The following is a 21807-nucleotide window of genomic DNA, read 5'->3' as shown; positions in this document are numbered from 1 at the left end:
TGCGGAACGGCCTTCAGCGGAGTTCGCTGAAGACCGGTTGTCAGAATGGTTTTTAGAGAGAAAGGCGTACCTCAGCGGCTAAAGCCGCACTGTCGACGATTAGTCTGCGGCACGACTGAAGCCGTGCTCTTAAGCAAGGCGTATCCAGCGGACTTCGTTCGACGCGTTCATCGCGGCGGCTGTCGCTACGAACGCGCAAAGATCGAGTTACCAGGGCAGGGTGTCGTGCATGTGAAAGAAGCCGCCGGTGGGGCCGTCTTCGGGAAGGGTGGCAAGCCACACTGAGGTCTTTGAGCCGTCGACTACGTTCATCGGAGCGGCGTCGGTTCCCATATCGGTCTTGACCCAGCCGGGGTGGGCGGAGTTGACCTTGATCTTGGTGTCCTTGAGCGCGTGCGCGAGGTGGATGGTGTAAGAGTTCAACGCGACCTTGGAGGTGTCATAGGCGAAGGTCTTTGCCTCGTAGATGGGCGATCCCTTGGTGGCGTGCAGTGTGAGCGAGCCGAGGATGCTGGAGAGGTTCACGATGCGGCCGGCTTCGCTCTTTCGGAGCAGAGGGAGCAGGGCATCGGTGAGAGCTACGACGGCGAAGAAGTTGGTGTCGAATGTCTTGCGGGTGTTCTCTTCGGAGACGGTAAGCGTGGTGTTGGTGCCGAGCGCGCCGCCATCGACCATGATGCCGGCGTTGTTAACGAGGATGTCGAGCACGCCGAACTCCTTCTCGATAAAGGCAGCGATCGCGGTGTGGTCGGCACGGTCATCGACGTCGATCTTAACGGCGCGGACATGGAGGCCTTCGGCCTTCAGCGGGGCGGCGGAGGCTTCGCCCTTGGCGAGGTCGCGGGCTCCGAGGAGAACGGTGACGCCTTCGGCGGCGAGCTGGCGGCTGGTTTCAAGGCCGAGGCCTTTATTGCCGCCGGTGACGAGGGCGATCTTCTTCGTGGTGCTCATGGGTGGTTCCTCCGTTGCTTGTGACTCGCCTTATGGGATGAGGCAGGCGGCCAAACGTTCCGCATATCTCTGTGGAAGGGCACATTTTTTCATGGTGCCGTCAACGACGACGTGGACGGTGTGGCCTTCGCACAGGAGCGTCTCATCGGACGCGCGGACAATGCTATACCCGAACTTGATGACCGGGCCACGCATTGCGGTGAGGCGAGTGCGAACGATGAGCTCATCGTCGTAGCGAGCGGGGGAGCGGTAGCGGGCGTTGGCTTCGACGACGGCGATGCCGCAGCCTTCTTGGCGTTCCATGTCTCGATAGTTGAGGCCGAGTTGGCGCATGAGTTCGACGCGACCGACCTCGAACCAGATGAGATAGTTGGCGTGGTAGACCACGCCCATCTGGTCGGTTTCGGCATAGCGGACGCGGACGCGGGTTTCGCTGGGTTGTGGGGTGACTTCCAAGGGATGCTTTACCTCTTCAGTGAGTGTGAAATGCGGGGGTCTCTCCACTACGCTTCGCTCCGGTCGAGATGACGGATCTTCGAGTGGGGATGATGAACTCAACGTAATGGGATGCTCATTGGACGCGGGCTCCGTACTTGCGGGCGATCTCGGAGGCGGCGTGGACGATGGACTCGACCGGGCGCATGTCGTCGAGTTCTGCGCCAAGGCTGCGGAGTTCGGTAAGGGCGAGTTCGGTGGGGATGGTCGGGGCAAGCGTATTGCCGAGAGCTACCGTCGAGTCGAAGCCGCCGAGGAGGGTGTTGAAGCGGCGGCAACCAGCTTCGTAGGCGGCGCGGATGCGGATGGCGGCGTCCTGGGGCAGGGCGCGGAGGTGTAGGCCGATGTCGACCTCGTCGTGGACGGCGGAGACGTCAGAGAAAAGGTCGCTGATGAGCCTGGGTGTCGCGAGGCCAGCGGTGTCGTCGAGAGTGATCTGGGTGACGCCGCCTTCGACAAGGAGGTCGACGGCGTTGACGGCTTCCTCGATGCTCCAGTCATCGCCGAGCGGGTTGCCAAAGGCCATGGAGACGTGGGCGACGAGGTCGATGCCAGCTTTGTAGGCGAGTGTGCCGACCTCTTCGAGCAGCTCAAGCGCGTCTTCGAGAGAGTGGTCTTGTTCGCGCTGCAGGAAGGCGGGAGAGAGCGAGTAAGGGAAGGCTAAGGTCTGGATGGAGCCGGACTTGATGGCGCGCTCTGCCCCCTTGGTATCCCATACGAGGCCGGTGATCTCGACGTCGTCGGGCGGGTCGAGGTACTCGAGGACGAGTTCGGCGTCGGCCATCTGTGGGACGAGCGCACGACCGACGAAGCTGACGGCGTCGATGTACTTGAAGCCGGCGGCGATGAGGGTGCGGAGGTAGTCAGCCTTGATCTCGGCGGGCATGGACTTGGGAAGATGCTGCCAGGCGAGTCGCGGGGATTCGATGATCTTTACTGCGGACACTCTTGGTGGCTCCTTAGATGGGCCTGTGCGGCGGCCCATCTTTTAGAGTACGCGAAAGATGCGCTCAGGCAGAGAGAGTCACGGTGAGCGTATCGATGGGAGCGGCTTGGAAGAGGGTGGCCAGGTCGCTTGAAGAGGCGAAGGTCTTTCCGGTGACGTGACGGGCTGGGAAGTCGATGGTGATCTTTTCCTGGTCGAGTGGGTAAGGTGTCAGGCGGAAGGTACGGTTGCCGAGTGGGGTGACTGTGATCTCCTGATGGCCGTCGATGGTGGACAGAGGATGCAGGAGGGTTGCGGGGGCAGCGAAGTCGACGCATGTGAGGAGGGACATGTTGTCGCAGGCTTGCAGGAGGCGGAAGTGGTCTTCGATGGTGGCGTCGGAGGTGTCTTCTGACGTGAATGACGAGTCGGCGCGGATGGTGGTGAGGAGGTCGGATTGGAGCGTGCGCTGGCGTTCCAGGAAGTTGTCGAGCAAGGGCAATAGATCGGGCGCGATGGTGGAGCGGTCGGCCCGGGCGGTGAGGAGATTGTAGGTGTGCTTGGAGACGAGTAGAGCGGCGTAGGCGTCCTGGACCGCGACTTCGGCTACGGCGCGCTCGCGGACGTTGAGGTAGTCCTGCAGGTCAATCTCTTCGAAGGCGGAGTACTTGCCGACGAGTTCGACGGAGAAGGCGGAGGGCTTGCCTTGTCTTGTGATCGAGGGAGAGATGTCGCGGAGTGCCCAACCGTCGTCGTGGGAGTGGACGCCGAGGAGGACGTTGGTGCGGGGCTCGGGTGAGGTGAAGAGATCGTTGCCCCAGTGGGTGGCGATGGCGCCGGCGAGGTGTGCGTGATCGGGGTGGGTGACTAGCCAGTAGCCGGTGGGGGTTTCGAGGCGAAGCATCGGAGATATGTCCTCAGCGGCTAAAGCCGCGTTGCAGGAGGATGGTTGTGGCACGGCTGAAGCCGTGCCCTTAAGCAAGACGGATGGAGCGTAATGGTCGCATACCTCCGGCGCCAGAGCCCCTCATCGTGGCGATGTTGTGATGCCAAGGCTAATGCCTTGGCCTACCTAGAGGCAACGGCAACGGCGACACCAAGAGCAGCGGCAACAGCAGATTCCCTTCGGGAATGACAAACAAAGGCCCTGCAATGACGAAAAATGACAATCAAGGTGGGGTTATTCGAGTTCGGTGGAGCGGGCGGACTCGTGCCATTGGTGGAGGAAGTACCACTCGAGGCCCATGACGATGAAGAAGAAGGCGAAGCCAAGGGCGGATGCAGCGAGGACAAGGGCGAAGAGGTAGGGCGTCTCAGTTTGGGCGCTGGCGTACTGGATCGCGTAGCCGAGACCGCCCTGGCCGACGCGCGCGGAGCCGGCGAAGAGCTCGCCGGTGAGTGCGCCGATGACGGCTATGCCGGAAGAGATGCGAATGCCGGTGAAGATCGAAGGCAGGGCGTGGGGCATGCGGAGTTTGAAGAGCACCTGGGCCGGGGTGGCGTTGTGCATGAGGAAGAGGTCGACGAGGTTGCGGTCGATGCTGATGAGGCCGAGCGTCGTGTTGGCGATGATGGGCGCGAGACAAATGATGAAGGTGATCAGCGTGACTGCAAAGAGGCCGGGGCCGATCCACATGATGATGAGCGGAGCGACGGCGACGATGGGCACGGTCTGCAGCAGGATGGTGTAGGGGTAGAACATCTTCCGCACCCATGGTGACTGCGCGAAGACGAGCGCGATGGCGATGCCTGCAATGAGCGCAGCGAAAAGCCCGGCTGCTGCGGCGGATGCTGAAAGGCTCAAAGAGGCTAGCAGCTCTGGATAGCGCGCTTCGATGGCTTTGAGGACGTCGAGCGGCGCAGGAAAGATGTAGGGCTTGAGATTGAAGAGCCAGACGATGCACTGCCAAAAGAGCAGGATTGCGGCGAGGATGCCGAGCGTCTGCGCCACATTGCGAAAGATCTTCATAGGTTTGTGTTACCTCCGACGCTGACGCTGCGAAGCGCGCGGGAGACTTCTACAACGGCTTGCTCGTAGGCAGGGGTGGAACGGGTCTCTTCGTTTCGCGGGAAGGGCAGGTCTATGGCGATATCATGTGCGACGCGGCCGGGGTGCGGGGCGAGGACGAGGATGCGGGTGGAGAGGAAGACGGCTTCTGCAACCGAATGAGTTACAAAGAGCGAGGTCCACCCTTGCTCGGCGCGGAGACGAAGGAGGTCTTCGTTGATGCGGTCGCGGGTCATCTCGTCGAGCGCTGCGAAGGGTTCGTCGAGAAGTAACACTTGCGGGCGTGTTGCTAACGCCCGAGCTATCGAGACGCGCATCTTCATGCCGCCTGAGAGCTGGCGAGGGTAGGAGTCGGCGACGTGAGCGAGGCCGACGAGCTGGAGGACTTCGTTGACTTTTTCTGTGCGGCGTTCGCGGGCCATGCCTTCGAGTTCAAGGCCGAGGACGATGTTCTGGCGAACGGTGCGCCAGGGGAGAAGAGTCGCTTCCTGAAAGATGAAGGAGACAATCTCCCGGGCGTTGGTAGGTGTCATGCCGTCGACGGCGATGGTGCCGGAGGTGATGGGGCTGAGACCGGCGACGAGCTTCAGCAGCGTCGACTTGCCGCAGCCGGAGGGGCCGATGATGCTGACGAACTCTTTTCTTGCGACGTTGAGGGAGATGTCCTTGAGGATGGTCGTGCCGGTGCCGTAGCTCTTGGTGGCTCGGTCGATGGCGATGGCGGGGACGGTGATGGTTTCGTTGGTCATGGTGCAGTGCCGCCTAAGGACCAAGACAAATGCGGGGGTCTCTCCACTGCGCTTGGCTCCGGTCGAGATGACGATTCTTTTGGAATGATTTTGCTCTTAGCGTAACTCAACCCACGACGGGCAGGTGAAGCGCCGATGCGAGTTCGATGGTGTGGTGGAGGATGTGGGTGGAGCGTTTCCAGTTCCATGAGTCTGCGTGAGACGGTTTGACGGCGGTGTGGGGGTTGCGGTCGTAGAGCGGATAGCTGTTGCCAGATACTTCGAGGCGGAGGCGCTCGCCGGGTTGGAAGACCCAGGATGTGGGTTCGAGGTCGAAGCGCCAGATGTGCGGGGTGTCGGGGGTGTAGTGCTCGAAGAGAAAACTGCTGCGGGCGATGCCGATGCAGATGAAGTCGGCGTCGCCGTTGGGGCGGACGCAGGTTAGCTTGGCGACGAGATCGGCGTGCGGGGCGGAGGTACTGGCGTGGAGGGTGATGCTGGGAGTACCGAAGATGTGGAGTGCTTTATCGAATGGATCTGAGGTGTAGACGAGGACGTTGTTGCCCTGCTGCGCGGCGGCCTGGTTGAAGCAGCCGCTGGCTGAGGCGATGCCGCCGGGGGCGATGACGGGAACTTCGGGGTCTACGGATAGGATGTCGGACGCTTCTTCGTTCGTGGGCGCTTCGGCGCGGAGACTGCCGTTGCCCTTGCTGGAGTTGGCGCGGCCTTCGCTGTGAAGGTAGAGGTCCAGTGAGGACTCGGTGGGCCAGGTGGCGGCGGGGTGCCACTTGTTTTGGTTCAGGGCGAAGTGCTTGATCTTCGGCTCGGCGGCAAACTCGCCGGAGTCTTTGAGCCAGTGATTGAACCACCGCAGCAACAAGTCGTCGGTGTCGAGCAGCGCCTCGGGGCCGAAGTTCTGTGTGCCGATGCGGTTGCCCCAAGGGATGTGGACCCACGGGCCGGCCAGCAGGTATTGGTTGTCGCGGGCGTGGGCGGTGCCGGCGTTTTCAGTTAGAGATCTGAAGCCGGCGATGGTGCCGTTGAGGTAGGTGTCGTACCAGCCGGAGACGTGGAGGGCGGGGATGGTGATCTGTTCGAGCGAGGTGCTGAGGTCCATGCGCGACCAGAAATCGCCGGGAGCGTTGTGCTCGATCCAATCGACGACGTACTTGCTGAGGGCGTTGGCCTTGATCGCGGGATGGGCGGCGTATGGGGTTTCCAGGAACTGCGCGGGAAGATTGGCCCAGGCGCGTTCGAGGCGCTCGCTGGCTTCGCGGAGGTTCAGACGGCGGGCGTCCTCCTTGAGCATCTGGAGGCCCCAGCCCACAGACGAGGCGAGGCGGAGCGCGCCGTTGTTGTAGAACCAGCCGTGGTAGAGGTCGGTCGCTGCCATAGCTGGGGAGATGCAGAGCAGGCCTTCGGGCTGGGCGGCGGCGGCTAGAAGCTGCGTCATGCCCTGGTAGGAGAAGCCATACATGCCGACCTTGCCGTTGGACTCGGGCAAGGTGCGGAGCCACGCGATGGTCTCGGCACCGTCCTGTTTTTCGTGGAGGAAGGGATAGAAGTGCCCGCCGGAGTCGCCGCGTCCGCGGACGTCCTGGATGACGACGTTGTAGCCGCGGCGGGCGAACCATGCCGGGTGCGCGTAGACGACGGTGGAGGCGATGTCTCGACCGTAGGGCTGGCGCATGAGGATCGTCGGGAGCGGGGTGGATGCGTCGGCGGGAGCGTAGTGGTCGGAGAGGAGGGTGACGCCGTCGGACATGCGGCAGGGGATGGAGCGGCGGAGGGTTACGCCGTTGCCCATGTTGATTATTTTCGTTGGCTCGGTCATGTGGCTCTCAGGGGTCGCTCATTGGAACGGAAGAGACAAAAGCAGATTCCCTTCGGGAATGACAAAGAAAGACTATGCAACGGCAAAGGCAGAGCGAAATGCGGGGGTCTCTCCACTGCGCATCGCGATACGGCTGCGATGCTCCGGTCGAGATGACGAATCTTTAGTGGGGGTTCTCGTAGGCGAGCATGGCTTCGAGGCAGGCTGCGGCGGCGGTGGCGGCGGCTTCGATCCAGCGCTCACCCTTTTCAGCGGTGGAGGGGTTGGGGTCGCCCATGACGCCGGAGGGTGCGATGTCGCGAGTGAGCCAGGCGAAGGTGGCGGGGGCGAACTCTGGTTTGAGCAGTTCGGGCTTTGTGATGTCCGCGATGTAGTTGACGGTGTAGGCGGTGGTGTCGACGAGCGCGGGTGTGGCGGCGAGGAGCACGGAGGTCTCGTACTCGCCGGCGTGGAAGCCGTAGGCGCGTTCCTGCTCGCTTATTTCGGGGAACTTTGCGCCGCCGGAGGCTCCCATCTGGAAGGTGCGCAGGCCGAACTCGGCGCGGAGGTCACGGGCCATGACGTCGTTGAGCGCGGTATTGCCGCCATGCGAGTTGTAGAGGACGAGCTTCTTGAAGCCGGCGGCGTGGAGGCTGGCGCCGAGGTCGCGGAGGACGGCCATGTAGGTCTGCGCGGAGATCGCCATCGTGCCGGGGAAGCCAATGTGTTCGTTGCTCTTACCGTAACAGACGGGAGGCAGGGCGTAGACGGGGGCGTCTGCTGGGAGCTGCGACAGAGTTTTGCCGAGGAGGACGTTGTTGATGAGGGTGTCGGTGGCGAGCGGGAGGTGGTGGCCGTGCTGCTCAATGGCGGCTGTGGGGAGGACTAATAAAGTTTTGTCGCGGTCGAGGGCGTCGACTTGTTTCCAGTTGAGATAGGCGAATTGGCGGGAGTCGGGGATCCAGGTTTGCATTTGTTTTCCTTGCTGAGTTGAACTTGTTCGATCCCACCCATGCGATAAGACCGCATGGATGGCGCACCCAGAATGCTCGTGCGATCAGATAGGGATAACTTCCTTGGCGATGAACGTCGTCATCTTGCCGGGGTTTAGGAGGCCTTTGGGGTCGTACTTGTACTTGGTCTGGAGCTGGACGTTGTCTTCGCGGTAGCGACCGCCGCCTTCGACGTTATTGACGTGAGGGTTGGCTACGCCGACGCCGATGCTGCGGCAGAAGTCGATCATCTCGTTGAGGCGGCCTTCGGTGGTGTAGCGCACGAGCGGGATGGAGCCGGGGATGATGGTGCCAGTGCCGTTCTTCATCCACTCGATGTGGAAGAGGATCTCGTCGCCGAACTTTGCTTTGAGCTGCGCGAACTGGTCGCGGACGGTGCCGGGGTTGAAGCCGCACTGGAGGTAGGTGAAGGTGTCGTCCTGCTTGATGGCCCAGAGGGTGGTGTGGTTCCAGGTGTAGTCGGAGAGCAGCGGCAGGGTGCGGAGGCCGGTGTACGGCGCGGCGAGCGTGATCTCGCCACCGGCTTCGATGGCGGCGGCTTGCAGGGCTTCTAACTGGGCGGCCGCGATCATGAAGAAGATCAGGGATTTGCCTTCGCGTGTGACCTGGGCGATCGGGGTGAAGCAGGATGGAATGGGCCACTCGAAGGTGGTGATGAGGCGCTTGATCCAGGCTTCGGAGACGGCGATCTGTTCGCTGAAGGTGAAGGCTTCGTCAAAGGTAGGGAAGGCGACGACGCACTGGGCCCATTCGACGGCTGGGGTGAGCGCGAGCCAGATGCGGGTGATGATGCCGTTGGTGCCCCAGGAGTGCATGACGTCGTGGACGGCAGTGCCTTCGTGGAGGACGACGCGCGGGGTGGCTTCCATGGTGACGACTTCGATGGCGCGGACGGTCTGGAAGTCACGCAGGCCGCCGTGGGCGATGGAGCCGATGCCACCGGAGCCTCCGCCGAGGAAGCCGCCGACGGAGGCTTTGACGACGGTGCTGGGATAGCAGCGGAGTTCGAAACCCTGCTCGCGGGCAGCGGCTTCGAGGACGCCGAGGCGGACTCCGGGTTGGCAGATGGCTACGCCGTCGGGGGTGATGGCTTCGATGGCGTCCATCTTGATGAGATCGAGGACGACTCCGCGCTCAAGCGGGATGGCCTGGCCGTAGTTGCCGGTGCCTGCGCCTCGTGCGGTGACAGGGATCTCTTGCTGGTGGCAGTAGGTCAGGATGCTTCTTATTTCTTCGACAGACGTGGGCTGGATGGCTACGTCGGCTGTCTTGTCTTCGAGCTGCTTCTTGAGGATGGGGGAGTACCAGTAGAAGTCGCGGGAGAGTCGCTGGACAGTTTGGGCGTTGGTGATGAGGCGCGCGGGGTCGGAGAGGCAGGCGGTCAGGGCGGCGATCTGTGAGTCGGTCATGCTTTGCCTTTCTTTGCCTGCTTCTTCAATGTACGGCTTCCGGACTTCCAGCTCTCGAAGACTTTGAGCATGTTGGGGTGGGTGAACAGGGCATAGGCTTCGTCGCGGAGCAGCGGGCCGTCAACGATGCAGGGCATGTCGCTGCGTGTGGAGACCTCGCGGGCGGGGATGTGGATCTGGTTGCAGTGGCGGTTGGCGTCTTCGATAGTCGCGGCGTAGACGACGCGGTCGAGGCCGGACCAGAGGATGTTCGCCATGCACATCGCGCAGGGCTCGCAGGTGGAGTACATGGTGTAGCCCTTGAGTGAGCGGCCTTTGCCCTGCTTCGCGAGCTTCTTGCAGGCTTTGCGGACGGTTCGGAGCTCGGCGTGGGAGCTGGGGTCGTTCTCGGCGGCGACCGCGTTCAAGGCCTTCATCAGGGGCTTGCCGGTGGCGGTGTCGACGATGAGAGCGCCGAACGGGACTGGCGTGGTCGTTTTCATGGACTTTATGGTGAAGTGTATGACTTCGGCCATGAAGGATTCGTCGGTTGGTTCTGGCGGCATATTGTCTCGGTCGGTGTATCTATGGAAACGGCGTTTGTGGGCGCGAGCGAGATGCGGGGATTCTTCGCTTCGCTCAGACTGACGGGCTATTGGGGCAGGAATTGCAGGGTGTAGGCTTTCGCGGGTTCGATAGGGGCGGTGATGACTTTGAGGTCGACGAGCTGGCTGTAAAGTGTCGCCCAGCGTTGCGTGGTGAACTTGCCGAGCATGTCGCCGGAGACCAGCTTAGGATCGCTGGGGCCGTCGCCCGTCAGGAAGTGCTGGTCTTTGAGCGCCTGGTAGCTGAAGGCCATCTGGCCGGGGCTCATGGCGGGGTTGAGCTTGGATATCTCGGCGTTGGCCAGGGTGGGGTCGGCGAGGTAGTCACGCCAGCCGCGGGTGGAGGCTCGGACGAACTTTGCGACGATGTCGGGATGGTCGTGGAGGAAGCTCTCGGAGGTCTCGTAGACGCGGTAAGGTTCGTAGCCGGAGTCGCCGATGAGGAGGGTGCGGACTTTGGCACCGGCCTTTTCGGCGAAGTACGGCTCGGAGGTGACGAAGCACTGCTGGATGTAGTTCGGGTCGGAGAGGAAGTTGGCGACGGAGAGCGTGGCGGGGATCTCGCGGGCGTTGTCGAGGTGGTACTTCTTGACGAGATACTGGAACCAGATGGAGCCGGGTTGGACGGCGATGGAGTGGCCGTTGAGGTCGGCGAAGGTCTGGACGGGTGATTCGGCGTGGACCATGACGCACTGCGGGTCGCGCTGCATGGTGGCGGCGACAGCGACCAGGGGCAGGCCTTTGGAGACAGACACCAGCACCTTGTCGGAGGAACTCATGCCAAAGGTGGCGTTGCCGCTGGCTACGAGTTGATCGCCGAAGACGGCGGGGCCACCGGGATTGATGGTGACGTCGAGGCCTTCCTGCTTGTAATAGCCCTTGAGGAGCGCGGTGTAGAAGCCGCCGTGCTCGGGCTGCGGGTACCAGTCGGTCTGGAGAGTGACGGGGAAGAGACCGTTGGCGGGGGCTGGTTTCTTGCAGGACGTGAGGAGGAGGAGAACTCCGGTGCAGAGCAGGATGAGTGAGGATGGAACCTTCCGCATCTTGGGTGGGGTCTCCTGAAGTGTTTTTCGGTGTGATTGCAGCATAGCAGTGGTGCGGTAAGCGTGAAAATATGGTGGGTGACGGATTTCACGCCGTCCCGAACAAATGGTGGATTGTTTGAATCTTGCGGAAGAGTTCGAAGCGATTTATCGCGATGCTCTCGGTGGACCTTTTCCTTACAACGACTGCCGCTGGCTGGCCGATCGAGTTGGATTGCCAGATGGAGACTTGATCCCGGAGCTGGATGATTACTTTGCTACAGTGGCCGGCTATGGCAGTTCTGCAACGCGCCTGTCTGCTCGCACCCCTGCTGAGTTGACGTCCGCGAAGAGAAGGCTTGCGAAGGATTTATTCGAGTGGCATCCGAATCTGGAGGTATGCCGGTCGCTGATCGATCCTCAGCATTGTCCGGATTTATGGTGGCGGATGGCTGCGACGGAGAGATTGCGGGTTGGACTTCTGGCGTTACTGGGCAAGTTGTCCGAGTGAACGGCTACAACGAGGCAGCCAGGGCGAGTAGTTGGGCATCTTTGAGGCGCGGGGCGCAGAGTTGCATGCCGGTGCCGAAGTGTTCGTCGGGTTTGGTCGCGAGGACTTCCCCGGGGAGGGTGACCGTCGGCAGGCCGGCCATGCTGATGGGGCACGTGTAGCGGAGGATGCGGGCGCGGGCCCCGCTCTGGTCTTCGCCGACGACGAGGCGGCTGACGGGAGCGCAGGGGAGCATGAGGAAGTCGAAGCGGGTGAAGAGTTCGGCGATGGTGGCGCGGAAGGCTTCGAGGCGGACGTGGAGGGCGGCGAGTTGGTCGGGGGTGATGGATTCGCCCCAGGCGAGGCGCTCGGCGATGGATGCCTCGAACTCAGCGAAGTGGCCGCGATGGATGGCGGCGGCTTCGCTGGCCTGGATGGAGGTGAAGATCTCTTTGCAGTCGGCCCAGGCTGCTGTGTCGAAGGTGGCGAGCGTCGCGCCGTACTGCCGGAGACGGTGCTGCCAGGCATTGTAGGCGGCGAGGACATCGGGGTCGCAGTCGTGGAGGAAGGCTTCGTCGGGGATGCCGATGCGGGGGGCGAAGGGTGCGGGGACTGGCTCGATGCCGAAGACGGTGTGGCCGAAGGCGGGGGCGTCGCGGAGATCGCGGAAGAGGAGGCCGAGGGTGTCGAAGGAAGGTGCGAGGTGGGCTCCGCCGCGCCAGCAGACTTCTTCGGGGAAGAGGCCAAGGGAGGCACGGTATCCTGCGAGGCCGCCCAAAGCGGCGGGCACACGGACGGAGCCACCGGTGTCCGTGCCGATGGCGAAGAGGGCGGAGCCTTCCTGGATGCTGGCTACGGCGCCGGATGATGAGCCGCCGGTGAGGAGCGTGGTGTCGCGGGGCTGGAGGCAGTCGCCGTACTCGGGGTTTTCACCGGTGATGCCGTAGGCGAGAGGGTGAAGGTGGGTCTTGCCGGTGATGAGGGCACCTGCGGCCAGGAGGCGGTCGGCGATCCAGGAGTTGGCGGTGGCGGGAGGGTTCTGGGCGGCGTAGAACTTTGAACCGCAGGTGGTGACGGTGCCGGTGAGGTCGAAGCAGTCTTTGAGCGAGACGGGGATGCCGTAGAGCGGAAGGCGCGAGGCTTCATCGGGGAACTTTGCAGGCAGGGCGAGCGCCTCGCGGATCGCGAGGGAGGAGTCGCGCTGGAGGTAGGTGTTGCCGTTGCCGGGGCGGACGTCGGCGTTCTTCTGGGCTTCGACCATCACGGTCACGGGGTCGAACTCTCCGGAGCGGAGGAACGCGCTCATGGCAGCGAGGGGAGGTGTTGTTTCAGGCATGGTCTTGATCCGGAGAGGTGACGTAGAGAAGGGTGACGCCGAGGATTACAACGAGGCGAAAGGCTGGGTCTTGGCCGTTCCATACTTTGGATTGCCACATGAGGTACCACTCGCCGCCGACGGCGATGAAGCCGACGAACCAGAGGACCATGCCGAGGGTAAGGGCCGCGACCGCGGGGGACTTTGCGGCGTTGAAGGTAGCGGCGGGTCGCTTCACGGCGCGGAGCAGAATGATGCCTCCCAACCATGCGATGGCGGCGGTGATGGACTCCCATAAGATCACGAAGTCGTAGGCGACGTGATGAAAGGCGGGGGAGTTGATGGCTCGCCACATGCCACGATTGCCGGGGAAGGTAGTGTCCATCTGGAGGACGTGGCGGACGAACTGGAAGTTCGAGTCGTAGTCGGTAAGGTTGTTGAAGACGACGAGCGAACAGAAGAAGGCGACACCAAGGACGAGGATGCACTTCGAGAGACGGACCGCCATCGATCTCCTTGAGAGCTGGTTACTTTTCGGGGCGCGCTCTTGGAAATCTCTACGGAGCGAAGGTCTGAAAGTAACGAGTCAGGGCTTTGAGTGTGGCTTGATCATACTTCAGATTGGGCGGCATCTTTGATTTCGGATCAATGGATTGGGGATTGTGGACCCAGTCGGCGAAGAACTCCGGTCGCGACTTCGCGACTTCGCCGAGTTGCTGCCAAGTGCGATGGGCCTTCTTGCCGCCGGTCTCACCGGAGTTGTGACAGCGGAAGCAATTCTGTTGGGCGATTTGGAATCCGTCGAGGATGGGCGAGCCGGGAGGAAGCTGATCTGCACCGGGTGGAGTGATGGCGGCAACGAGCAAGGAGGTAGGGAGGAGCTTTAGGCCAACGATCTCGGCAGGGTGTTGCGCGCGGTCCTGGTGAGCCAGGATGTGAAAGGCCGGAACAAAGTTCTGGTACGTGACGAAGTAAGGGCTGGGATCGTAGGTGTGGTGTTTGACGGCCCAGGCGTGGGGGGAGAGGTCGTCCATCGTGAGGGCGAGGATCGGGTGATGTTGTCCGATGGTTTGAGACGGAAACGGGGAGATATATTCATCACGGCAGATGGCGACCGCGGCAAGATTGGGGTTCGAGGGATCGATGGCGTGAATGAGGGTTTCGAGATCGACTCCGCTGATGCGTGTGCCAGAGGTGGGGAGTTCCGGAAAATCTTCGTCCGCGTGGATCCTGGTCGTGGTCTGAGGGAGGCTCGAGAGATAGGCGCGGGAGAGGAAGATGCTTGGCTTCTGACGACCGGTGGGGTCGAGTGTGATGACTTCAAGGTCGGACGGGGAGTGACGATGCGTTGCCGGTGCAGGCCGTCTGGCCTGCTGTCCGGCTATTTGCAGAGCAAGAGAGAGAGCGAGGATAAGGGAGACCCGCCGAAGCATGAAAGCAGCGTATCGCGGATGATGCCCAAGCACCTACGATGTTTCCAATTTGAGCGTGATAGAGTACGGGGCTATGACACAGATTAAGAGCCTGGAAGAGACGTCAAGCGCAGAGACAAGGCTGGCCGCAGCGGGTATCGTACTGCCGGAACTGCCCGCTCCTGGCGGAAATTATCTCTCTGCGAAGACGGTAGGAACGCTGGTTTACCTGGCGGGAGTGATTTCATCGGATGAACACGGAGTTGTGACGGGGCAGGTTTCGGATGTTGATGCGGGGTATCGGGCGGCCAGACTTTGCGGGTTGACGCAGCTCGCGGTGTTGAAGAGACACCTTGGGTCTCTGGATGCGGTGAAGAGCGCGGTGAGCGTGAATGGGTATGTCAACGCACCGGAGGGATTTGCGGATTCGCCGAAGGTGGTAAATGGATTTTCGGACCTGCTGGTGGAGATATTTGGTGATGCTGGGCGGCATGTAAGGGCTGCTGTGGGGGTTAGCGCTTTGCCGAGAAATGCGATGGTGGAGGTGCAAATGGTGGTTGAGATTTTTTAGGGACAGGCGAAAGGCAGGCCCTTCGACTGCGGGACGCGCGATGAAAGTGCACGTCCCTTGCTCCGGAAGACAAATCAATATGAGGCTGGGGGATGGATGGCGGAGTTTGAGTTAGCGGCGGAGCCGACCCATTCGGTTTGGAACAAGGAACTGGAGCCGAGGCTCGAGATTGAGGCTGGCGATACAGTTCACTTTGAGTGCCTGGACGCGAGCGGTGGGCAGGTGAAGCCGAGCTCTACTGTTGAGGATTTTCTCGGAATCGAGCGGGACAGGATCCATGCTCTTACCGGCCCGGTGTACGTGAAGGGCGCGGCTGCGGGGGATGTGCTCGAAGTAGAAGTGCTGGAGGTCAGGCACAAGGGGTGGGGATGGACGAGCACGATTGCCGGGCTTGGTTTCCTGGATGAGCGATTTACTGAGCCGAGTCTGTTTCACTGGGACTTGGATGGGGAGGTCTCGCGGTCGCTGGCTCCGGCTGTGTTGCCGCTGCGACCGTTTTGTGGGGTGATGGGTGTGGCTCCAGGTGAGGCGGGGGTGTTCAAGACGCGGCCTCCGGGGGCGTTTGGCGGGAACATGGATGTGCGGGACCTGGTGACGGCGTCGACGCTTTATTTGCCGGTATTCAATGGGGGTGCGCTCTTCTCCTGCGGGGACGCCCATGCGGCGCAGGGCGACGGTGAGGTCTGCATCAACGGGATCGAGTGTCCGGCGGATGTGACGCTGCGGTTTGCGCTGCACAAGGAGAGAGCGTTGGCGGGGCCCGTGGTGGATGCTCCCTTTGTTGCGGCTGACCCGTTGGGACGGTGGACGGTGGTGGAGTCCTCTCCGGATGCGCTGGGAGCGGCGAAGACGGCGACTTCGCGGATGATTGATCTGTTGGCCGACCGCTGGGGGCTCTCGGAACTGCACGCGTATCTACTGTGCAGCGTGGCGATGGATCTGAGGCTGGCGCAGGTGGTGAATCGTCCGATGGTGACGGTCGCGGCTTCGATTGGGAAGAGTATCTTGCCTGGGCGGAGGCTGTTTTAGGAGATTCGTGGCTGAAAGGTCCGATCTTTGCGCCTGGTGGCCCCAGAAGCAGGTCCTTCGCGTGCACCATTTGCGATGAAGCCGCGAATGGCTTCGCTCAGGATAACAAGGTTTTAGTTGGGTCGAGGAGAACGAAACGATGGTGGTAAATGATCCGGCGGTTGTGGCGGAGCTGACTGCGCTTTATCCGAAGTATGAAGTAGCGTTGGTCTCGAACGATGTGGAGACGCTGACGGCGATGTTCTGGCATTCGCCGGAGGTGATGCGGTTTGGGGTGACGGAGAATCTCTACGGCTTCGAAGAGCTGGAGGCGTTTCGTAAGAGCCGGCCGTCGGCGGGGTTGGCGCGAACGGTGAAGCGGCTTCATGTGGTTGCATTTGGAAGCGACTATGGAAGCATTACTTTAGAGTTTGAGCGGGTTGCCGGGGATGGCCGGGTGATTCGTGGGCGACAGAGTCAGGTCTGGGTGAGGTTCGACGAGGGATGGAGGATTGTGGCGGCGCATGTTTCGTTGCTGCCGTAGCAGTTTACGTCCCACCCATGCGCGATGAGGCTGCGCATGGATGGGGCACCCGGGCATGGGTGGCCGTAGCCTCAAAAGCAAACGCAGATCCTTTCGGGAATGACAAACACGCCTTCGGGAAGGACAAACACGAAGGTTAGCGGCGGATGGCTCGGCGGATGGCGGCGAACTGGAGCAGGATGTACTGATCCGTCATGCCGGCGATATAGTCGGCGACGATGCGGGGGACGCCTTCGGCTTCGGACTCATCAAAGTAGCCCTGCGGGAGTTCCTCGGGGTTTTCGATCCAGAAGTTGAAGAGAGCGGTGACAACCTCTTCGGCCTTGTTGTGTTCGTTTTCGAGGGCGTCGCAGGTGTAGAGCGTGTCGTAGAGGTAGCGCTTCTCCTGTAGGCGTTCGGACTCGGCTTGCTCTGAGAAGACGGCGAGGCGGCGGGGGTGGTTGCGAATGTCTTCGAGGGACTTCGCGCCGATGGCTTCTGCGTTGCGGCGGGTGGTGGCGATGAGGTCGTCGGTGAGGGCGTGCTGCATCAGTTGCAGGGCTTCGTTGAAGAGGTACTTCTGCTCGACGCCAGCGTGCTGGGCAGCGACGTGCTTGTAGCAGCGGCTGAGGATGTTGACGTGGTCGCAGATGTGGTCGATCTCGAGGAGGCCGGATTCTACGCCGTCGTCCAGGTCGGCGGTGAGGTAGGCGATCTCGTCGGCGAGGTCGATGAGCTGGGCTTCGAGCGGTGGGCGCTCGCCGAGCATGTAGGGCTCAAGGAGCGGGTGCTCGTGTGGCTTGTAGTCGCGGGAGTGCTTGATGATGCCTTCGCGGACGCCGAGGGTGAGGTTGAGGCCGCGGTGGGCGGCGTAGCGCTGCTCGAAGTGTTCGCAGATGCGCAGAGCGTGGAGGTTGTGGTCGAAGCGGAGGCCGTGCTGCTGCAGGCACTTGTCGAGGGCGCGCTCGCCGGCATGGCCGAAGGGCGGGTGGCCGATGTCGTGGACGAGGGCGAGGGTCTCGGCGAGGTCTTCGTTCAATCCGAGGGCGGCTGCGACGTCGCGGGCGATTTGTACGACTTCGATGGTGTGAGTGAGGCGGCTGCGGAAGTGGTCACTGGCGCGGCTGGTGAAGACTTGCGTTTTGCCTGCCAGGCGGCGGAAGGCGCGGGCCTGGACGACGCGGTCGCGGTCGCGCTGGAAAGGGGTGCGGTGCGGACGCGCGGGGGCCGGGTAGACGCGCGTGCAGAGCGGGTCATCGGCGTCGCCACGGACGGACGGAAGATGAGGGGTGTCGTTCTCAGTCACTGACAGCAGTGTATTGCAAGGGGCGATTGCGGCGAGGCCCACTCATCGCGATACGGCTGCGATGAATGGGGCACAGAGTTGTCGCAAATTCGCCGTCGAGTGCTATTGCTTGGCTGGGGTGTTTACTTTGGCCAGCTTGATTCTGGCCGCGTCGAGATGATGCTGAACCTTGGCGATGTCAGCGGGGTCGGCGTCTGCGGGCAGGGAGTGCGCGTACTCCGTCATGGAGCGCTCCCACTGGGTGACGGCCAGTTTGAGCTTGCCGGTCTTCTCGTAGACCTGGCCGAGGTGGTCGTGGACGGTGGGGTCGGTGCTACTGCGCTCGACGGCCTTCTGGAGGTTCTGCGAAGCTTCGGTGTACTGGCCGAGCTTGAAGTAGACCCAACCGAGCGAGTCGAGGAAGGCATAGTTCTGCGGGTCGAGGTCGACCGCCTTCTTGATCTGGGCGAGGGCTTCGTTCAGCTTTACGCCGCGGTCGGCGTTCATGTAGCCGATATAGTTTAGGACCGTCGCGTTCTGGGGATCGATGGCGAGGGCCTTGTGGAACTCGGACTCAGCTTCGTCGTAGTTCTTCTGGCGGTCGGCAACTGTTCCACGGAGGAAGTGGATGTAGAGCTTTTCGCCGGGAGTCTTTGAGGTGGTTTCGGCCTTGTCGATCTCGGCGGTTGCATCGGAGTAGCGCTTGAGGCGCAGATAGATCTGGGCGAGGGAGAGCTGGACGTCGCGGTCGTCAGAGGTGCCCTGGAGTTGGGCCTTGGCGAGGGCTAGGCCTTCGTCCACCTTGCCGGAGTCGGTTAGCTGACCGGCGTACATGAGCTGGACCTGGCGGTCTTTCGGCAGAGCCTTGGCAGCTTCAGCAGCGACTGAAGTGGCCTCGTTCCATTGATGCACATCGCGATAGGCGTCGACCTCACCCTGGTAGCCGCGGGAGACGTAATCGCCACCGAGTGCGATCATCTGCTTGTAGGCATCGACGGCCTGAGCGGTCTTGTTCTGTTCGCGGTAGATGATGCCGAGGCGATCGAGGAAGATGGCGCGGTTGGACTTGTCGCCGTCAGAGTACTTGCCGTCGGGCTGGGTGCCGGAGTCGACGAGGCCGGTGAGGACGGCGACGGCGTCGTCGTAGCGACCGAGGGAGTCGTCGATCAGGGCCTCGTTGTAGCTGAGCTCCTGGTTATCCTTGGTGAGAGTCTTGGCCTTCTGCAATGTTGCGAGGGCTTCTTCGTAGTGGCCCTGCCGACGCTGGATGTCGGCGATACGGATCTGCGACTGGGCATCGGTGGATTCGATGGCGAGCACAGCCTTGAATTGGGCGAGGGCTTCGTCAAGCTTGCCGTCGTTCAAAAGGGCGTTGGCGTAGCCGCGTGTGCTATCGACGTTACCGGGATCGAGGTCAAGGGCGCGTTTGTAGGCTGCCGCGGCGTTTCCGTAGTCCTTGACCTGGTCGTAGCTGCCGCCGAGGGCGAGTTCCATGCGGGGTGTGCGGTCTTCTGGCGGGACAGACTTGAGAACTTCGATGGTGCGCTGGAAGTCGCCCTGGACGCTGTAGAGGCGGGCGAGGTTGAGGACGCTCTCCTCGGAGTTGGGGTCGATCTTTTCGGCGAGCTTGAACTGGGCTTCGGCCTTTGCGGAGTCGTGGTTGAGGCCGTAGAGCTGGCCGAGGAGCAGGTGGTTCTCGACGTCGTTGGGATCGAGCTTGGCGAGGGTTTCGTACTCGGTGAGTGCAAGCTGGAGCATCTCGGCTGATTGCTGATTCTGGGCGTCGCCGAGGGAGCGCAGGTAGACCTTGCCGAGGAGCTTGTGGGCTTCAATGTCGTTCGGATTGCGGGAGATCTGGTCTTTCGCGGCGGTGACGGCTTCCCGGATGCGCCCGATTTTGAAGTAGAGGTCGGCGAGGCCGTTCTGGAGCATCGGCGAGTCGGGATCGGCGTTCAGGGCGAGTTTGTACTCTTCGACGGCCTGGGTGGCGTAGTCGGGGCGACCGGCGTTGACCGCCATATCTTCGTAGAGATGGGCGAGGCCGTAGTGGTAGTAGCTTGCGCCGTGATCCACCGCAGGCGCAGCGGATTTTGGAGCGGCTTCGGGCGTATCGCTATGATGCTTCAGGGTTTGAGCGGGAAGCGAAAGGGTCGCAACGCAGAGAGCGAGAGTGGGAAGGAAGCGGCGGCAGGAGATCAGAACGGCGTTCGAGGGTCGAAAGGTCATATGTGTTTTATCCGGTGCCGACGGGTTAGAAGCTCATGGGAGTTCGGTGGAACGAGTGATGCAGTGGAACCAGTGCTACAAGGTTAGACGTTTGGGTTCGTGAGTCGGATGCCGGGATCTGCGCGCGGTGTTCACGCGGATGTAATGGGGAGAATTATAGACGGTAGGGTGGGAAAGTTGGGATTCTGGGCGGGATGAAGGGATTGAAGGGCAACCGCAAAGACAAAAGCAGATCCTCCGACTTCGTCGAAGGATGACAAGGGTGAGGTTGTGCCTGGTCCCACTCATCGCAACAAGACTGCGATGAGTGGGGCACAGAGGGTCGTCAGGGTCAGCCGTGGCGGAAGTGGCGGATGCCGGTGAAGACCATGGCGATGCCGAGCTTGTCGGCGGCGGCGATGACTTCGGCGTCGCGTACGGAGCCGCCGGGCTGGATGATGGCGGTTGCGCCGGCGTTGGCTACGACTTCGAGGCCGTCGGGGAATGGGAAGAAGGCATCCGAGGCTGCGACGGTTCCGGCTAGCGGGAGAGCGGCCTTCATCGCGCCGAACTTCGCGGCGTCGACGCGGCTCATCTGGCCGGCGCCGATACCGACGGTCTGGCCGTGCCCGGCGTTGAAGCGGGCGTAGACGATGGCGTTCGACTTTACGTGCTTGCAGACGCTCCAGGAGAAGAGCAGGGCGCGCATCTCTTCGGGCGTGGGCGGGCGGCTGGTCACGGTCTTCAGGTCGGCCTCGGTGACGCGATGGCGGTCGGCGTCCTGGATGAGAAGGCCACCGGAGACCTGCTTGAGGATGCGCGGAGTGTGGGCTGAGGTGATGGCAACGAGGCGGAGGTTCTTCTTGGCGGCGAAGCGGGCGAGTGCGCCCTCGGTGAAGCTGGGGGCGACGATGGCTTCGACGAAGAGCTTGGCGATCTCCTCGGCGGCGGCTTCGTCTACCTCGCGGTTAATGCCGATGACGCCACCGAAGGCGGAGATGGGGTCGGCTTCGAGGGCGCGGTTGTAGGCCTCGAGGACGGTCGCGCCGGTGGCCGCGCCGCAGGGGTTGGTGTGCTTGATGATAGCGACGGCGGCGTCGGCCGAGCCTTCAAACTCGCTGACTAGCTCCCAGCAGGCGTCGAGGTCGACGATATTGTTGTAGCTGAGTTCTTTGCCCTGGAGTTGCTTGCCTGAGGCGACGCCTTTGCCGCTGCCGTCGGTGTAGAGAGCGGCCTTCTGGTGTGGATTCTCGCCGTAGCGGAGGGTGTAAGCGAGAGGCTCGATGATGCGGACGGTTGTGGGGAGAGTCGCGTGGTCGAACTTCGCGGGCTCGCCTTCGGCGGCGGGTTCGATGATGGTTTCGAGCGTCGATGCGATGCCAGCGTCGTAGGCGGCGGTGGTGGCAAAGGCCTGCTTGGCGAGCCGCCAGCGGGTAGCGCGGGTGAGGCTGCCGTGATGCTCGATGAGCTCAGCGGTGAGGGCGGCGTAGTCGGCGACTGCGGTGACGACGGCTACGTCTTCGAAGTTCTTGGCGGCAGAGCGGACCATGGACGGGCCGCCGATGTCGATGTTCTCGATGATGTCGGAGAAGGCGGCGTTCGGCTTCTGCGCGGTCTTTTCGAAGGCGTAGAGGTTGACGACGACCATGTCGATAGGCTCGATGGCGTGCTCGGCGACGGAGGCGAGGTGGGCGGCGTTGTGGCGGATGTGGAGGATGCCACCGTGGACCTTGGGGTGGAGGGTCTTGACGCGGCCGTCGAGCATCTCGGGAAAGCCGGTGAGGTCGCTGATGTCGCGGACGGGAAGGCCAGCGTCGCGGAGGGCGCGGGCGGTGCCGCCGGTGGAGACGAGGTCGACGCCGAAGGTGGAGAGGGTGGTGGCGAATTCGATGAGGCCGGTCTTGTCGGTGACGGAGAGGAGGGCGCGACGGATGGGGCGGAGGTCGCCAGAGATCTCAGGAGCGGTGGTAGAGATGCATTCAATGTTCACGTGGATTAGTTTAGCGCTGGAGGCGGAGCGAAGGGGCAACGGGATGGATTTGTGGTCTCC

21 protein-coding genes are annotated in these 21807 nt (G+C 62.3%); 4 read left to right on the top strand and 17 right to left on the bottom strand.

The window, feature by feature from the left end:
• Positions 1 to 207: 207 nt before the first annotated feature.
• The 11 genes from OHL18_RS10830 to OHL18_RS10780 form a co-directional block, all read right to left on the bottom strand.
• Complete coding sequence (locus OHL18_RS10830; RefSeq protein WP_263374873.1) at positions 208 to 951, bottom strand: SDR family oxidoreductase; 744 nt, start codon at positions 949 to 951, stop codon at positions 208 to 210.
• Between the two features lie 30 nt (positions 952 to 981).
• Complete coding sequence (locus OHL18_RS10825) at positions 982 to 1407, bottom strand: acyl-CoA thioesterase (RefSeq protein WP_263374872.1); 426 nt, start codon at positions 1405 to 1407, stop codon at positions 982 to 984.
• Positions 1408 to 1522: 115 nt separating this feature from the next.
• Entirely contained in the window at positions 1523 to 2392 is an 870-nt protein-coding gene (locus OHL18_RS10820; RefSeq protein ID WP_263374871.1) for a beta/alpha barrel domain-containing protein, read from the bottom strand.
• A gap of 64 nt (positions 2393 to 2456) precedes the next feature.
• Entirely contained in the window at positions 2457 to 3275 is an 819-nt protein-coding gene (locus OHL18_RS10815) for a DUF3891 family protein (protein ID WP_263374870.1), read from the bottom strand.
• 276 nt (positions 3276 to 3551) lie between these two features.
• Positions 3552 to 4340: an ABC transporter permease gene (locus OHL18_RS10810; RefSeq protein WP_263374869.1), complete on the bottom strand. Its 789-nt coding sequence runs from the start codon at positions 4338 to 4340 to the stop codon at positions 3552 to 3554.
• Entirely contained in the window at positions 4337 to 5128 is a 792-nt protein-coding gene (locus tag OHL18_RS10805; protein ID WP_263374868.1) for an ABC transporter ATP-binding protein, read from the bottom strand. The genes OHL18_RS10810 and OHL18_RS10805 overlap by 4 nt, the downstream gene beginning before the upstream one ends.
• Before the next feature lie 106 nt (positions 5129 to 5234).
• Positions 5235 to 6941: a CocE/NonD family hydrolase gene (locus OHL18_RS10800; RefSeq protein ID WP_263374867.1), complete on the bottom strand. Its 1707-nt coding sequence runs from the start codon at positions 6939 to 6941 to the stop codon at positions 5235 to 5237.
• A gap of 163 nt (positions 6942 to 7104) precedes the next feature.
• A complete protein-coding gene (locus tag OHL18_RS10795) occupies positions 7105 to 7893 on the bottom strand; it encodes a creatininase family protein (protein ID WP_263374866.1) in 789 nt (262 codons plus the stop codon).
• Between the two features lie 84 nt (positions 7894 to 7977).
• Positions 7978 to 9342, bottom strand: coding sequence for an FAD-binding oxidoreductase (locus OHL18_RS10790; RefSeq protein ID WP_263374865.1), 1365 nt, complete (start codon positions 9340 to 9342; stop codon positions 7978 to 7980).
• Positions 9339 to 9887 carry a nucleoside deaminase gene (locus tag OHL18_RS10785; protein ID WP_396274334.1) on the bottom strand — a complete coding sequence of 183 codons (549 nt, stop codon included), beginning with the start codon at positions 9885 to 9887 and terminating at the stop codon, positions 9339 to 9341. Before OHL18_RS10785 ends, OHL18_RS10790 begins: the two co-directional genes overlap by 4 nt.
• Before the next feature lie 86 nt (positions 9888 to 9973).
• Complete coding sequence (locus OHL18_RS10780) at positions 9974 to 10969, bottom strand: ABC transporter substrate-binding protein (RefSeq protein ID WP_263374863.1); 996 nt, start codon at positions 10967 to 10969, stop codon at positions 9974 to 9976.
• A 118-nt stretch (positions 10970 to 11087) separates the two neighbouring features.
• Between OHL18_RS10780 and OHL18_RS10775 the strand changes: the two genes are divergently transcribed.
• On the top strand, positions 11088 to 11459 hold the full coding sequence (locus tag OHL18_RS10775; protein WP_263374862.1) for a hypothetical protein: 372 nt from the start codon (positions 11088 to 11090) through the stop codon (positions 11457 to 11459).
• Between the two features lie 4 nt (positions 11460 to 11463).
• On the opposite strand, the gene OHL18_RS10770 is transcribed toward OHL18_RS10775, so the two are convergent.
• From OHL18_RS10770 to OHL18_RS10760, 3 genes are read right to left on the bottom strand one after another with little or no spacing between them, the layout of a single operon-like run.
• Positions 11464 to 12774 carry an amidase gene (locus OHL18_RS10770; RefSeq protein WP_263374861.1) on the bottom strand — a complete coding sequence of 437 codons (1311 nt, stop codon included), beginning with the start codon at positions 12772 to 12774 and terminating at the stop codon, positions 11464 to 11466.
• A complete protein-coding gene (locus OHL18_RS10765; protein ID WP_263374860.1) occupies positions 12767 to 13261 on the bottom strand; it encodes a DUF2165 family protein in 495 nt (164 codons plus the stop codon). Before OHL18_RS10765 ends, OHL18_RS10770 begins: the two co-directional genes overlap by 8 nt.
• A gap of 49 nt (positions 13262 to 13310) precedes the next feature.
• Positions 13311 to 14219 (bottom strand): c-type cytochrome, encoded by a 909-nt coding sequence (locus tag OHL18_RS10760; RefSeq protein ID WP_263374859.1) that lies wholly within the window; start codon positions 14217 to 14219, stop codon positions 13311 to 13313.
• A 40-nt stretch (positions 14220 to 14259) separates the two neighbouring features.
• Here OHL18_RS10760 and OHL18_RS10755 point away from each other — a divergent pair, with 40 nt between their 5' ends.
• The 3 genes from OHL18_RS10755 (at position 14260) to hpxZ (ending at position 16288) form a co-directional block, all read left to right on the top strand.
• Complete coding sequence (locus OHL18_RS10755) at positions 14260 to 14736, top strand: RidA family protein (RefSeq protein WP_263374858.1); 477 nt, start codon at positions 14260 to 14262, stop codon at positions 14734 to 14736.
• Positions 14737 to 14793: 57 nt separating this feature from the next.
• Positions 14794 to 15765, top strand: a complete 972-nt coding sequence (locus OHL18_RS10750; RefSeq protein ID WP_263374857.1) for an acetamidase/formamidase family protein — start codon at positions 14794 to 14796, stop codon at positions 15763 to 15765.
• A gap of 139 nt (positions 15766 to 15904) precedes the next feature.
• Positions 15905 to 16288 carry an oxalurate catabolism protein HpxZ gene (hpxZ, locus tag OHL18_RS10745; protein ID WP_263374856.1) on the top strand — a complete coding sequence of 128 codons (384 nt, stop codon included), beginning with the start codon at positions 15905 to 15907 and terminating at the stop codon, positions 16286 to 16288.
• Between the two features lie 136 nt (positions 16289 to 16424).
• Here hpxZ and dgt read toward each other — a convergent pair whose 3' ends face one another.
• The 3 genes from dgt to purH all read right to left on the bottom strand — a co-directional run bounded on the left by dgt (position 16425) and on the right by purH (position 21747).
• Positions 16425 to 17573 carry a dGTP triphosphohydrolase gene (dgt, locus tag OHL18_RS10740; protein WP_263374855.1) on the bottom strand — a complete coding sequence of 383 codons (1149 nt, stop codon included), beginning with the start codon at positions 17571 to 17573 and terminating at the stop codon, positions 16425 to 16427.
• 102 nt (positions 17574 to 17675) lie between these two features.
• Positions 17676 to 19778: a tetratricopeptide repeat protein gene (locus tag OHL18_RS10735; protein ID WP_263374854.1), complete on the bottom strand. Its 2103-nt coding sequence runs from the start codon at positions 19776 to 19778 to the stop codon at positions 17676 to 17678.
• 331 nt (positions 19779 to 20109) lie between these two features.
• Positions 20110 to 21747 (bottom strand): bifunctional phosphoribosylaminoimidazolecarboxamide formyltransferase/IMP cyclohydrolase, encoded by a 1638-nt coding sequence (gene purH / locus OHL18_RS10730; protein ID WP_263374853.1) that lies wholly within the window; start codon positions 21745 to 21747, stop codon positions 20110 to 20112.
• Positions 21748 to 21807 lie beyond the last annotated feature (60 nt).

The sequence above is a fragment of the Granulicella aggregans genome (assembly GCF_025685565.1).
In the GTDB taxonomy this organism is placed as follows: Bacteria; Acidobacteriota; Terriglobia; order Terriglobales; family Acidobacteriaceae; genus Edaphobacter; species Edaphobacter aggregans_B.
The sequence above is the reverse complement of the archived record's forward strand: the minus strand, read 5'-3'. Positions and strand labels throughout refer to the sequence as shown.